14 protein-coding genes are annotated in these 12671 nt (G+C 33.4%); 4 read left to right on the top strand and 10 right to left on the bottom strand.

Annotated elements, in window-relative coordinates:
- Positions 1-121: 121 nt before the first annotated feature.
- Complete coding sequence (locus Q0876_RS11435; RefSeq protein WP_299227973.1) at positions 122-1462, bottom strand: microtubule-binding protein; 1341 nt, start codon at positions 1460-1462, stop codon at positions 122-124.
- Positions 1463-1631: 169 nt separating this feature from the next.
- Between Q0876_RS11435 and Q0876_RS11430 the strand changes: the two genes are divergently transcribed.
- Together Q0876_RS11430 and Q0876_RS11425 are read left to right on the top strand one after the other, a co-directional pair.
- Complete coding sequence (locus Q0876_RS11430) at positions 1632-2438, top strand: MBL fold metallo-hydrolase (RefSeq protein ID WP_299227971.1); 807 nt, start codon at positions 1632-1634, stop codon at positions 2436-2438.
- Positions 2439-2522: 84 nt separating this feature from the next.
- Positions 2523-2756 carry a hypothetical protein gene (locus tag Q0876_RS11425; RefSeq protein ID WP_299227969.1) on the top strand — a complete coding sequence of 78 codons (234 nt, stop codon included), beginning with the start codon at positions 2523-2525 and terminating at the stop codon, positions 2754-2756.
- Between the two features lie 205 nt (positions 2757-2961).
- On the opposite strand, the gene ettA is transcribed toward Q0876_RS11425, so the two are convergent.
- The 7 genes from ettA to Q0876_RS11390 all read right to left on the bottom strand — a co-directional run bounded on the left by ettA (position 2962) and on the right by Q0876_RS11390 (position 7870).
- The gene (gene ettA, locus Q0876_RS11420; protein WP_299227967.1) at positions 2962-4653 is read right to left on the bottom strand and encodes an energy-dependent translational throttle protein EttA; all 1692 of its coding nucleotides are present in this window, start codon (positions 4651-4653) and stop codon (positions 2962-2964) included.
- The gene (locus Q0876_RS11415) at positions 4653-4835 is read right to left on the bottom strand and encodes a CAL67264 family membrane protein (RefSeq protein WP_040249340.1); all 183 of its coding nucleotides are present in this window, start codon (positions 4833-4835) and stop codon (positions 4653-4655) included. Before Q0876_RS11415 ends, ettA begins: the two co-directional genes overlap by 1 nt.
- 101 nt (positions 4836-4936) lie before the next feature.
- Complete coding sequence (locus Q0876_RS11410) at positions 4937-5653, bottom strand: pirin family protein (protein ID WP_299227963.1); 717 nt, start codon at positions 5651-5653, stop codon at positions 4937-4939.
- 28 nt (positions 5654-5681) lie between these two features.
- Positions 5682-6554, bottom strand: coding sequence for a pirin family protein (locus Q0876_RS11405; protein WP_299227961.1), 873 nt, complete (start codon positions 6552-6554; stop codon positions 5682-5684).
- A 54-nt stretch (positions 6555-6608) separates the two neighbouring features.
- Positions 6609-7046 carry a MarR family winged helix-turn-helix transcriptional regulator gene (locus Q0876_RS11400; protein ID WP_299227959.1) on the bottom strand — a complete coding sequence of 146 codons (438 nt, stop codon included), beginning with the start codon at positions 7044-7046 and terminating at the stop codon, positions 6609-6611.
- 10 nt (positions 7047-7056) lie between these two features.
- Entirely contained in the window at positions 7057-7338 is a 282-nt protein-coding gene (locus tag Q0876_RS11395) for a GNAT family N-acetyltransferase (RefSeq protein WP_299227957.1), read from the bottom strand.
- A 1-nt stretch (position 7339) separates the two neighbouring features.
- Positions 7340-7870: an NADPH-dependent FMN reductase gene (locus tag Q0876_RS11390; protein ID WP_299227956.1), complete on the bottom strand. Its 531-nt coding sequence runs from the start codon at positions 7868-7870 to the stop codon at positions 7340-7342.
- 140 nt (positions 7871-8010) lie between these two features.
- On the opposite strand from Q0876_RS11390, the gene Q0876_RS11385 reads away from it, so the two are divergent.
- Entirely contained in the window at positions 8011-9639 is a 1629-nt protein-coding gene (locus Q0876_RS11385) for an acyl-CoA carboxylase subunit beta (protein WP_299227954.1), read from the top strand.
- Positions 9640-9679: 40 nt separating this feature from the next.
- Positions 9680-10909 carry a nitrate/nitrite transporter gene (locus tag Q0876_RS11380; RefSeq protein ID WP_299227953.1) on the top strand — a complete coding sequence of 410 codons (1230 nt, stop codon included), beginning with the start codon at positions 9680-9682 and terminating at the stop codon, positions 10907-10909.
- On the opposite strand, the gene Q0876_RS11375 is transcribed toward Q0876_RS11380, so the two are convergent.
- Positions 10906-11508: a hypothetical protein gene (locus tag Q0876_RS11375; protein WP_299227952.1), complete on the bottom strand. Its 603-nt coding sequence runs from the start codon at positions 11506-11508 to the stop codon at positions 10906-10908. The genes Q0876_RS11380 and Q0876_RS11375 overlap by 4 nt on opposite strands.
- Positions 11509-11598: 90 nt before the next feature.
- A complete protein-coding gene (locus Q0876_RS11370) occupies positions 11599-12657 on the bottom strand; it encodes an AMP-binding protein (RefSeq protein WP_299227949.1) in 1059 nt (352 codons plus the stop codon).
- Positions 12658-12671: the final 14 nt, after the last annotated feature.

Genomic DNA, 12671 nt, shown 5'->3' with positions numbered 1-12671 from the left:
TAAGAATTATAGATGACCCTTTTATTAATTTCTATTAATGCAGAAGTCCCGAAAAGATTTAGCTTGAAACCTAACCTATTGCACTTTTTATAAATAAAGTAGATTGGCTAATGCTTATCTATCATCCTAACAAATCATCATTAGCTTCAGGTTTTGGTTCACCTTTAGATTCACTTCCATCACCTGAAGGTGCATTTGGATCTGCGCTGTAGTACTCATCAAAAATCTCTTTCATATCAATACCATAGCGATCTGCAAAGTTTTTCTGTATTTCAGAATCTTTGGTTCTAATTTCCTTTAAAGCTTCAGCATAACTACCGTAAACACCTTGCATCACTTTTTCGTGTACTGGTATATTATCCATCATTTCCTGACGTGCTTTTGCACTGGCAGTATGCATTGCAGCTAAAGTCTCTCCTATATGTTCATCTGTTTTAACACCCAAATGCTCTAAAATAGCAGCAAATTCTTGATCTGTTCTTGCCTTTAATGCAACTACATAGCCGTCGTAATACTTCAAACGTTCATCAGTATCACTTTTTAATTTAGCGCGATGTGTTTGCAAATTGCTTCGTAAAGATGTTAATACTTTAATAGTTAAGTTATGCTTGTGTACAAAACTATCTTTAGAAGCTGCCAATGTTGTATAGGCATTTTTTAGTCCTTCTAACTCTTCAACCTTTTGCTCTAATTGTGTCACTTTTTCTAATGCTTCAGAATACGCTGTAGATTGTTTATCTGCCACCTCTTCTAAAGCTAATCGTGCTTGTTTTAAAAGTGCATTTTGTTCTTCGAGTTGAGTTTCGACTTGTTTTTTCTTCTCTAAAGCTTTAGTATGGTTATTACTTGCTTCAACAATAGCTGTTTTAAGGCTTTCCTCTACTTCTTTTATTTCAAGTTCTCTATCCTTTAAACGCTTTACTGCAGCCTGGCTTTTAAATGATAATTCGTTTAGCAATGTCTGCACATCTGCATTTTCAATACGCTGCTGAAACATAGCCTTAGCTTTATTATCTGCTGCATCACGTTCTTTTTGAGCATTTTTTAGTTCATCTTCAGCTTTTTCAATTTTACTCTTACGCCCCCAAAGATTATTCCACCATGTATCTGGTGTATTATTAGCATCTTCCAATTCTACTCTAGCTCGCTCTAAACGCTTTATTGCATCATCTATGATTTTTTGCTCAGAAGCATTCAATGCAGAAAACCCTTCAAACATGATGCCTACTTCGTCTTGATAATCAGTTAAGTCTTTAATAGCATCCAAGAGCGTTGATCTATCCTTTTCTGCCATATCAACAACATTATCTAACGTTGCGTTTAAGATTTTCTGACGACTTTCTGGATCATCTTCTTGAGCTAATTTAGACTTCATTTGGTCTATGGCTTTTCCCCAGTTTACATCTACTTTCTCGCTTTTTTCATTGGAATTTGTTTCTAATAAATCAAAATCATCAGACATATTATCTTTTGTATTTAAGTTGAACAATATTTAAGACAAGCAATTTCGTTAAAAAATATGATTTTAAAAACTTAATCTGCTTAAAATATGTGTATGTGAAAGCAATATTTTGTTACAAACTTCATCTGCTCATTATTTGTCATTACCTTTATATCTAAAATCTTTTTTTATGAAAAACTCTTGTTTTATTTTAATCATCATTTATTTGATGGCATTTTCATGTAAAGAAAAAACTAATGATACTATTGAGAGCAATAGCGAAAAGGTTATCACTAAAGCCATTCAAAAAAACGATACATTAAGTATTCACCCTATTTCTCACGCAACTATGGTTTTATCTTATGGTAAAACTGATATTTATGTAGATCCAACTGGAGGAGCGCAAGTTTTTAAACTCTATTCTAATCCTGAATTTGTTTTAATTACTGACGTACATTACGATCATTTGGATGTTGAAACCTTGGAGGGTCTAGATTTATCCTCTACAATATTGGTAGCTCCTAAAGCAGTAATTGATAAGCTCCCCGAAGATCTTTCTGTTTCTAAACTGGTAACACTCAATAATGGTGACCTGATTACTCTAAATGCAATTAAGTTTGAAGCAATTCCTATGTATAACTTACGAGAGGAAGCTCAGAAATTTCATTCAAAAGGCAGAGGTAATGGTTATATACTTACCATAGGGAATGAACGCATTTACATCTCTGGAGATACTGAAGATATTCCTGAAATGAGAAATTTAATGCAAATAGACAAAGCTTTTATATGTATGAATCAGCCTTATACAATGACAGTAGAAAGTGCTGCTGATGCGGTTTTAGAATTCAAACCAAAACAAGTGTATCCATATCATTATCGAGGCACAAATGGCTTTAGCGATGTCGATAGGTTTAAAACCCTAATTAACCAAGGAGATGAGACTATAGAGGTTATACAGCTAAATTGGTACAAAAAATCCGACGAAATGCAAAAGTGATTTGTAACTTTTTTATTATTAAATAGTTGGCGTTTCAATTTTAATTGTATATTTGAGAACCAAATCTAATTAAACTTAAAGGCTATGTTAGCTAACCTCATAATACCCTCTTTCCTTGTAACCACTACGCAACTCACTGTTGTTCTAATAGTTACAGCTGCTATTTTTGCTGTATTTATTGGTGTAGCTGTAGTTAAAATGTATAAATTGAAAGCTGAAAACAAACGATTAATGGATAGAAGTAAATATAAATCTGATGTAGACAAAGAATACAGAGATTTTACTGAAGGTCATTTATACGATAATAATAATAATTAATTTTCAATAGATACGATACTGACCTTTTGGGTCATTGCTATTCTAAAAATAGCTTCATTAACTGTTATTAGAACTACTTGTCTTGAATTTTATTAAGTATCTATATTAAACGATAAACCAAAAGTTAAAACGATTAAAAATTCTAAAATAAAAAAGCCAGTCAAATGAAAATGACTGGCTTTTTTATTTTAGAATTTTTAGATTGTTAGCGTACAAGCTTTTTATATTTAATGCGTTTTGGCATTAGATCACCACCTAGACGCTTCTTTTTATTTTCCTCATAATCAGAGAAACTACCTTCAAAGAAATACACTTGGCTATCACCTTCAAATGCTAAAATATGTGTGCAAATTCTATCTAAGAACCACCTATCGTGAGAAATAACAACGGCACATCCAGCAAAATTCTCAAGCCCTTCTTCTAAAGCTCTTAATGTATTGACATCAAGGTCATTGGTAGGCTCATCTAAAAGTAATACATTACCTTCCTCTTTTAAGGTCATTGCTAAATGCAAACGATTTCTTTCTCCTCCTGACAATAGTTTAACCGCTTTATTTTGCTCACTACCAGAGAAATTAAAACGACTCAAATATGCCCTTGAATTCACTTGCTTTCCACCCATCATTACCAATTCTTGTCCATCACTAAAATTTTGCCAAATTGTTTTTTCAGGGTCTATATTAGAATGTGACTGATCTACATAAGCAATTTTTGCGGTTTCACCTACAACGAACTCGCCTTTATCTGGTGTTTCCTCTCCCATAATCATCCTAAAAATAGTAGTTTTACCAACACCATTCGGGCCAATAATTCCTACTATACCAGCTTGAGGAAGATTAAAATTTAAGTCCTCATATAATAATTTATCATCATAACCTTTACTAACACCTTTTGCCTCAATAACGTTTGTTCCCAGTCTCGGACCGTTCGGAATGTAAATCTCAAGCTTTTCATCTAATTGCTTTTGATCTTGACTCATAAGCTTGTCGTAATTCTTCAAACGTGCTTTTTGCTTCGTTTGACGTCCTTTTGCGCCTTGACGAACCCATTCTAACTCACGTTCTAAAGTTTTCTGTCGCTTTGATGCAGCTTTACCTTCTTGCACCATGCGCTTAGACTTTTGGTCTAACCAAGATGAGTAATTTCCTTTCCAAGGAATACCTTCTCCTCTATCAAGTTCAAGAATCCAACCAGCAACATTATCTAAAAAGTATCTATCATGTGTTACTGCTATAACTGTTCCTTTATATTGCGCTAGATGATGTTCTAACCAATGCACAGATTCTGCATCTAAATGGTTAGTAGGCTCATCTAAAAGTAGCACATCTGGTTCTTTTAATAATAATCGACACAATGCCACTCTTCTACGTTCTCCACCGGAAAGCACAGCAATTTTCTTATCACCGTCTGGTGTTCGTAAGGCGTCCATAGCTATCTCTAACTTTGTATCTAATTCCCAAGCATTAGCTGCATCTATTTGATCTTGAAGTTCAGCTTGTCGATTCATTAGTTTTTCCATCTTATCTGGATTACTATAAATTTCTTCAAGGCCAAACTGATCATTGATCCTATTATATTCATCAAGAATAGCAACTGTTTCTGCTGCGCCTTCGCGAACCACTTCTAAAACAGTCTTTTCATCATCTAATTGTGGCTCTTGCTCAAGATAGCCTACCGAATAATCTTGTGAGAACACAACATCACCTTGATAGTTTTTGTCAACACCAGCAATAATCTTAAGCAATGTAGATTTACCAGAACCATTAAGTCCTAATATTCCAATTTTAGCACCATAGAAAAAACTTAAATAGATGTTTTTAAGGACGGGTGTGTTTGCAGACTGAAAAGTCTTTGTAACACCAGACATAGAGAAAATTACTTTTTTATCATCACTCATTACACTCTACCTTTTAATGCATTAAACACCCAAGCAATAGCAAAAAAGCCAATACCTACTGCTGCAAATCCCCAACCAGCTACATCATCATATCTAAATGCACCAAGTGCAATTAAACCTAATCCTACTATTATCATTATAGTGGTAGCCCAAGCTAACACAGTATTTTTATTCATTGCCATAATTTAGTTTTGTTTTAAGGGAATTACAAATATCGTATTTTTTAACTAAAAAAAGCATTCTATTTATGAATGCTTTTTATCATCAGAAAATGATAATTAATTTAGTTCATTGGTACTTCAACGATAATTAATTCGGAATTGCTTATAGCTTTAATTTGAATCCGTTCAGATTCTGAAATCCCAATTGCATCTCTCTTATTGAGAATAGTATCTGCTACTTCTACCTCTCCATCAACCACAAAGACATAGAATCCGTTTTGACCAGATTTAACTTTTAAATCGATACTTTTACCATTATCAATATTGCTACGGTAAATATACGCTTGTTGACTAATAGGCAACGCTTCTCCTTCTAATCTGTCTTTAGGTGCTACAACAGTTAATAATTGATTCTTTTTGTTTTCAGAAGAAAATTTACGTTGTTCATAATTTGGCTTAACACTCTGTTTTTCAGGAATAATCCACAATTGAAGAAAGTTAACCTCTTCAGTTTTACTATCATTAAATTCAGAATGTGTTAAACCTGTTCCAGCACTCATGACTTGTACTTCATTTACTTCGATAGCACGCTTGTTTCCCATACTATCTTTATGTGATAATGCGCCTTTCAATGGAATTGAAATGATTTCCATATTTTGATGTGGGTGTGTGCCAAACCCCATTTTTGGCTGTACAACATCGTCATTAAGTACTCTCAGCGCTCCAAAATTCATACGATCTGGATTTTGATAACTGGCAAAACTAAACGTATGATGGGATTTTAACCATCCATGATTAGCAAAGCCTCTTGTATTTGATTTGTGAACTACAGTTTTCATAATTGTATTTTTTTAATTCTACATTGTTTTAATTAGCTGGAAGAAATCCCATCTTACCCATTTGATAGTCACGCATAGCCTCTAAAAGCTCAGTCTGTGAGTTCATCACATAAGGACCATAAGTTGCAACGACTTCATTGATAGGTTGTCCTGATAAAAATAATAGCTTGCTATCTTCGACTGCGTTTATTGAGAACCCATTGCCATCTTGATTAAACTCCATCAGTTGGTTCTTATCAAGTTCAATATTCTCTACGTCATTTATGAGAATGTTTCCTTTTAACAAATAAATAAATCCTTGATGTGTATTTGAATAGGATATAAACGTTTCTCCAGTAGCTTTGGCATCAATCATAAAAGCATTAACTGGTGTTTGAGTAGCAATCTTTCCGTAAATATTTTGAAATTCTCCTGCAACAATTCTAATTGTTACTTTTCCATCTTCAGATGTAACAACATTAAACTCATTATGCTTAATATGTTGATAATTAGCTTCCATCATCTTTTTATCAGCTGGAAGGTTTAACCATAACTGAATACCCTCTATGACACCTCCTCTTTTTACAAGGTCTTTTGTTGGACCTTCAGCGTGAATGATACCGCGACCAGCAGTAGTCCATTGCACATCACCAGATTTAACAATACTTTCATGACCTAACGAATCTCTATGTAATTGTTCTCCTTGTATTAAAAATGTAATTGGCTCAAAACCACGATGAGGATGTGGTCCTAAATCAAATGGATTATTAACTTCAGAAATTTCATAAGGGCCATAATGATGTAGCAGCACAAATGGATCTATAGATTCAATTGCTTGCGTTGGAAATGGTTGCCGAAGCCTAATTGGTCCCATATTAACAAAGTGACTTCGCCCTGCTCTTTTTATAGTATTTACTTTCATTTTGATTCTTTTTATTTAATATTTTCCATGGAAAATATTTAGTTAAAAAAACGTTTAACGCATTTTATCAAGTAAGTTGCTTAATTGCTCAGCTTCGACCTCATTTAAGTTTTTTAATAATTCGTTATTAAAATCTTTTGGAATAGAATTTAACAATGTCTTTCCTTCATCGGTAATTACAATTTTAACAACACGTCTATCATGATCAGACGGTAAGCGCTTGATGTAATTTTTAGCACAAAGCTTATCCATTAACCGTGTAGCATTAGGAGATCGTTCAAGCATTCGATCTTTAATGGTTTGAACATTTAATGGTTCTCCAGCACCATTTAAAATTCTTAAAATATTATACTGCTGAGGAGAAATACCAAAATCTTTAAAAAACTCATTTTGACAACTTGTAATCCAATTCGCAGTATAAATAATATTAAGCATTGCTTTTACTCTATTATTTTCAAATTTAGAGTTGATATCTTTAGCTAAATCTCCCATAGTTTGAATTTTAGAACAATACGTCGCTATATTGCGTTCTTTTTTTAAACACAGCTGCAGCAAAAGGACACAATGGTAGAATTTTAATTTGTTTATCTCTTGCGTAAGCTACAGAAGTCTCTAACAGCTTATAACCAACACCTTGTCCTTTTAAAGACTCATCAACTTCAGTATGATCGATAATTATTTTATCTGTTCCTGCATGACTATAGGTCATTTGTGCTTTCACTTGGCCATCAATTTCGTAATAAAACCTTCCCTTTATGCTTGTATCTTCGTGCTTTATTTCCATCCTATAAACTATTTTGAAATGTTTTTACTTTTTTGACCAATTGTTCATTCAGCGCTTCGTTAGTTATTTTTCCATTTTGAAAATTAGTGCTAAAAAATGGTAATGAAAACTTTCCGACGATGTTAGCATCATGATATGGGAAACGATCACTAGCAATATTTAAAACTGATTGGCCTCCTCTACCTCCTGGAGAAGTAGCCATTAGTAACATGGCTTTTCCTAAAAATGTTTTACTCTCTAACCTAGACATCCAATCAAATAAATTTTTAAAAACACTAGCATAAGCTCCATTATGCTCTGCTAATGACACTATGATACCATTAGAAGATCTAATATGCTCTAAAAACTTATTTGCATTCTCTGGTACTCCATGCTTGTTTTCATAATCGATACTATAGATAGGTAAATCAAAATCATTTAAATCTAAAATCGAGATCTCAGAATTATCAACTAAAGAGGATGCATAAACTGCTAGTTGTTTGTTAATTGAGTTTTTACTATTACTTCCTGCAAATGCTATAATTTGTTTCATATCTTATTCTTTTACAGTACAAACATACGGTAAAAAAAAATATTTTCCAAGGAAAATATTTCCGTGTAATATATTTTAACAAAATATTCACTTTTTAATCCGTATTGGGTTTTGTAAATTCGTACGAAATAAAAATCACTATGGATTTAAACTTCAATAAAAACGAAGACCACAACAAACTGCTACTTTCAGAATTAAAAAAACGCTTAGCTAAAGTAAAACTTGGAGGTGGTGCAAAACGTATAGAAAAGCATCATGCTAAAGGGAAAATGACAGCCAGAGAGCGTATTGATTATTTGTTAGACTCAAAAAAACAAGCCATCGAAATAGGTGCTTTTGCTGGTGATGACATGTATGAAGAACATGGTGGTTGTCCTTCAGGTGGTGTGGTTGTTAAAATAGGATACATTAAGGGGAAGCAATGTATTGTTGTTGCTAACGATGCTACTGTAAAAGCTGGAGCATGGTTTCCAATTACGGGAAAAAAGAACCTTCGCGCTCAGGAAATCGCTATAGAAAATAGATTGCCTATCATATATCTGGTAGATTCTGCTGGTGTTTATTTACCTATGCAAGACGAAATCTTTCCTGATAAAGAACATTTTGGTCGTATTTTTAGAAATAATGCTGTAATGAGTAGTTTAGGAATAACACAAATAGCTGCAGTAATGGGAAGCTGTGTTGCTGGAGGGGCTTACTTACCAATTATGAGTGACGAAGCCTTAATTGTTGATAAAACTGGGAGTATTTTTCTTGCAGGAAGCTATTTAGTTAAAGCAGCAATTGGCGAAACTATAGATAACGAAACTTTAGGAGGTGCTACCACTCATTGTGAAATTTCTGGTGTTACCGATTACAAAGCTAAAGATGATAAAGATGCTTTAGAAACCATTCAACGATTAATTGATAAAATTGGAAATTATGATCAAGCTGGCTTTAATCGTATAGCGTCAAAAAAACCTAATGACACACCTGAAGACATTTTTGGAATTCTCCCAAGATCAAGAGCAGATCAATATGATATGAAAGATATCATCAAACGTTTGGTTGATAATTCTGAATTTGATGAGTATAAAGAAGGTTACGGTCAAACCATTATCACTGCTTATGCAAGAATTGATGGTTGGGCTGTTGGCATAGTTGCAAATCAACGAAAACTTGTAAAAACTAAAAAAGGTGAAATGCAATTTGGTGGTGTTATTTATAATGATAGTGCCGATAAAGCCACACGTTTTATAGCCAATTGCAATCAGAAAAAAATTCCACTAGTATTCTTACAAGATGTAACAGGATTTATGGTTGGAAGTAAATCTGAGCATGGAGGTATTATAAAAGACGGCGCAAAAATGGTCAATGCAGTAAGCAATTCTGTAGTCCCTAAATTCACTATCATTATTGGCAATAGCTATGGTGCTGGTAATTATGCTATGTGTGGTAAAGCCTATGATCCTCGTTTAATTGTAGCTTGGCCAAGTGCTGAATTAGCTGTAATGAGTGGCAGCTCTGCTGCAAAAGTATTGTTACAAATTGAAAAAGCTTCTTTAGAAAAACAAGGCGAAAAAATCACTCCTGAGAAGGAAAAAGAATTATTTGATAACATAAAGAATCGTTACGACAATCAAGTCTCACCATATTATGCTGCAGCTCGTATATGGACAGATGCTGTAATTAATCCATTAGATACAAGAACTTGGATAAGCATGGGTATTGAAGCTGCAAACCATGCTCCAATTGAGAAACCATTCAACATGGGAGTGTTGCAAGTTTAACATGCTAGACCATTATACAAAAAAACAACCACATTATGTTATGATCCTTTTGATCCTAGCTGCTGAGGCTATTTTCATTTTACCGTTTGTTTTACAACGCATTTTTAGACCTACATTTTTAGAAACATTTGCCATCAACAATACGCAAATAGGAAGTTGTTTTTCGGTATATGGATTGGTAGCCTTAGTTTCTTATCTATTTGGAGGACCTTTAGCAGATAAATTCAAACCACATTTATTAATGTCTGTTGCCTTAATACTAACTGCTTTAGGTGGTTTTTATTTAGCAACCTATCCATCGTTGTTGCAGCTTCATTGGCTATATGGTTTTTGGGGTTTTACCACCATTTTTCTGTTTTGGGCTTCTATGGTTAAAGCTACAAGAATTTGGGGAGGAACTAACAAGCAAGGTATTGCTTTTGGGTTCTTAGATGGCGGTCGAGGGCTAACAGCTGCTCTTTTTGGCTCTGTTGGTGTGCTAGTTTTTTCATTATTCATAACTAACGAAATTGAGCTTACTTCATTGAATGAGCGTCGTATTGCTTTTAAACAAGTCATCATCTATACTTCAATTGTTGTTTGCGTTATTGCTATTTTAGTTTTTCTCTTCCTCAGAAAATTGAATCATTCAGAAGATAGAAATCTAGGAAAAATCAAAAAACTTACGCTAGAAAACTTTAAACTGGTGACTCAGTTTAGGTCTGTTTGGTTACTTATGATAATTATTTTGTGTGCTTATTTTGGATATAAGATGACCGATATTTTTAGCCTGTATGCTAATCAAGTGATGGGCTATGATGAGATTGATTCAGCAAAAGTTGGAACCTACTTATTGTACCTAAGGCCATTTATAGGCGTTGTGATAGGTCTTCTTGCTGATCGTACAAAAGCATCTTTATGGATAATTATTGGATTTTTATTTATGCTCATTACTAGCATTATTTTTACTTTGGGAATCATCGATCAGAATTCAATTTTTCTTTTTATTTTCTCAATTGGCACAATGGCTATTGGTGTGTATTCTGCTAGAGTTTTATATTTCGCTACTTTAGAAGAAAGTAAAATTCCAATAGCAGTCACTGGTACTGCTATTGGCTTTATTTCTGTAGCTGGCTATACGCCAGATATTTTTGCTGGCCCGCTTTTGGGCTACTTTCTTGATGCAGATCCTGGAGGAGTTGGCTTTCAAAATGTATTTATGATAATGGCACTCTTCTCACTTGTTGGTTGTATTGCCTCGTTTTTACTTTACAAACAATCAAAAGCTTAGTTTTTTATTACTGAAATAATTTCTGGTAACAAAGCTATAGCAGTAATTAAAACAGCATTATTTTTCTTTTTAGTTGTTACTGTTGCTTGGTTAGCTGTATGTTCTTCATTGTTATTATTTGAGGTTCTTATCATAATGACTGTATTAATTGATTCTTCTGAAAAATTCTCTTTGGCATAATCGTAAGCAAGTGCGATCCCGTCACTATGAAATTCTTTTATGCTAGACTTTAGGTTCTCAATAGCAAACAAAATACCTTTTATTTGCTTGGGAGAAGTTTGTTTCAAAGCTACACCATTCATGCCTGAATAAGCAATAAGTGAAATCGTATCATCATTAGTCAAACGATTAGAAATAAGCTTAAACGCTTGTTTTAAAATTACCTTATCTTCTAAGGCCAAATCATTTGGTTGAACTTGTACTAAAAACGTAATGTTTTGAATTGGAAATTCTGAGCCTTCTTCTTTAGCTTCTATATGTTCAATTATGAAAGTAATTAATTGCTCTATTGAAACGGATTTTGTTTCAATATTCATTTCTTGGCTTTTTACTGATGTACTGATTAGTAACAGTACAAATAAAGTGATTAGATGTTTCATTGGTTTGATGTTTTGATTTACATCAAACTTACTATCATGGTCTCAAATAAAAAACAAATAATGAGCAAAGTAAACTTTTGAATGAGTAAACTAACTTAGAACAGCTTCTAAAATTTTTTTCCTCTTGAGCTTACCAGTCTCTGTTTCTATAAATTTTGGGATATTATAAACCATCTTTGGTATTTCAAACTTTTCTAATTGAGAAAACACATCCTTATCTATATGATTCGTCTCACCCTCTATTACAAGTATCAACTTCTCCCCCAAGTCTTTATCTTCTTTAGATGCAATAAAAAATCGCTCTTCTATTAAATCATGAAGCTTTAGTTCAACCAATTCTGGAAACACTTTTACACCGCCTGAATTAATCATATTATCATAACGTCCAAGGAGTTTAAAGGTTTGATCTGTAATTAGTTCCACGATATCGTTCGTAACTATTTTATTAGCTGCTAATTTAGGCGCATCAACAATTAAACAACTTCTGTCATCAATACTAACTCTAATACTGGGAAGTAATTGAAATGAACCAGCTGGCTTAGGATTTAATCTTTTCACGGCAATATGGCTTACCGTTTCTGTCATACCATAAGTCTCATAAACAAGTGTTGAAAGGTTTTGAAATTTATCTATCAACGTTGAAGACACACTTGCACCACCAATAATAAGTGTTTTTATTTGCTTGAGGTGATGTATACTTTTTTTGACTTGCAAAGGTATCATTGCACAAAAGTCATAGTTCTTTTTATCATCAATAATGGGACTCAAAGTTGGGGCAACCATGTCTAGTTCAAGACCGAGAATCATTGCTCTAACTAACATCATTTTTCCTGAGATGTATCTACTGGGCAAGCAATGTAATGCTTTATCTCCTGGCTGCAAATCAAAGTAGTCTCCAGTCATGATAGCAGAATTAACCATAGCAGCTTTTTTTAATTCCACTATTTTTGGCATTCCGGTGGAACCAGAAGTTTTTACTAGTAAAAAATCTTTATCATTTAACCAATCAAGTAGAAAGTCTCCAACAACTTTTTCATAAGACTCTCCTTCTTTTACCAAACTATAGGCAACTTCTTTAAGTGCATTATGGTCGTAAGAAATACCATTTAACTTAAATTTTAAGTGAACTTTATCAAATGTTGGTGTCATTTTGGTACGATATT

This window comes from uncultured Psychroserpens sp. (assembly GCF_947503375.1).
Lineage (GTDB): Bacteria > Bacteroidota > Bacteroidia > Flavobacteriales > Flavobacteriaceae > Psychroserpens.
The sequence above is the reverse complement of the archived record's forward strand: the minus strand, read 5'-3'. Positions and strand labels throughout refer to the sequence as shown.

Bases quoted from the DNA above. Each gene is read 5' to 3' on its own strand.
- Q0876_RS11435 (WP_299227973.1), bottom strand. From the start codon at position 1,462: ATGTCTGATGATTTTGATTTATTAGAAACAAATTCCAATGAAAAAAGC.
- Q0876_RS11430 (WP_299227971.1), top strand. From the start codon at position 1,632: ATGAAAAACTCTTGTTTTATTTTAATCATCATTTATTTGATGGCATTT.
- Q0876_RS11425 (WP_299227969.1), top strand. From the start codon at position 2,523: ATGTTAGCTAACCTCATAATACCCTCTTTCCTTGTAACCACTACGCAA.
- ettA (WP_299227967.1), bottom strand. From the start codon at position 4,653: ATGAGTGATGATAAAAAAGTAATTTTCTCTATGTCTGGTGTTACAAAG.
- Q0876_RS11415 (WP_040249340.1), bottom strand. From the start codon at position 4,835: ATGGCAATGAATAAAAATACTGTGTTAGCTTGGGCTACCACTATAATG.
- Q0876_RS11410 (WP_299227963.1), bottom strand. From the start codon at position 5,653: ATGAAAACTGTAGTTCACAAATCAAATACAAGAGGCTTTGCTAATCAT.
- Q0876_RS11405 (WP_299227961.1), bottom strand. From the start codon at position 6,554: ATGAAAGTAAATACTATAAAAAGAGCAGGGCGAAGTCACTTTGTTAAT.
- Q0876_RS11400 (WP_299227959.1), bottom strand. From the start codon at position 7,046: ATGGGAGATTTAGCTAAAGATATCAACTCTAAATTTGAAAATAATAGA.
- Q0876_RS11395 (WP_299227957.1), bottom strand. From the start codon at position 7,338: ATGGAAATAAAGCACGAAGATACAAGCATAAAGGGAAGGTTTTATTAC.
- Q0876_RS11390 (WP_299227956.1), bottom strand. From the start codon at position 7,870: ATGAAACAAATTATAGCATTTGCAGGAAGTAATAGTAAAAACTCAATT.
- Q0876_RS11385 (WP_299227954.1), top strand. From the start codon at position 8,011: ATGGATTTAAACTTCAATAAAAACGAAGACCACAACAAACTGCTACTT.
- Q0876_RS11380 (WP_299227953.1), top strand. From the start codon at position 9,680: ATGATCCTTTTGATCCTAGCTGCTGAGGCTATTTTCATTTTACCGTTT.
- Q0876_RS11375 (WP_299227952.1), bottom strand. From the start codon at position 11,508: ATGAAACATCTAATCACTTTATTTGTACTGTTACTAATCAGTACATCA.
- Q0876_RS11370 (WP_299227949.1), bottom strand. From the start codon at position 12,657: ATGACACCAACATTTGATAAAGTTCACTTAAAATTTAAGTTAAATGGT.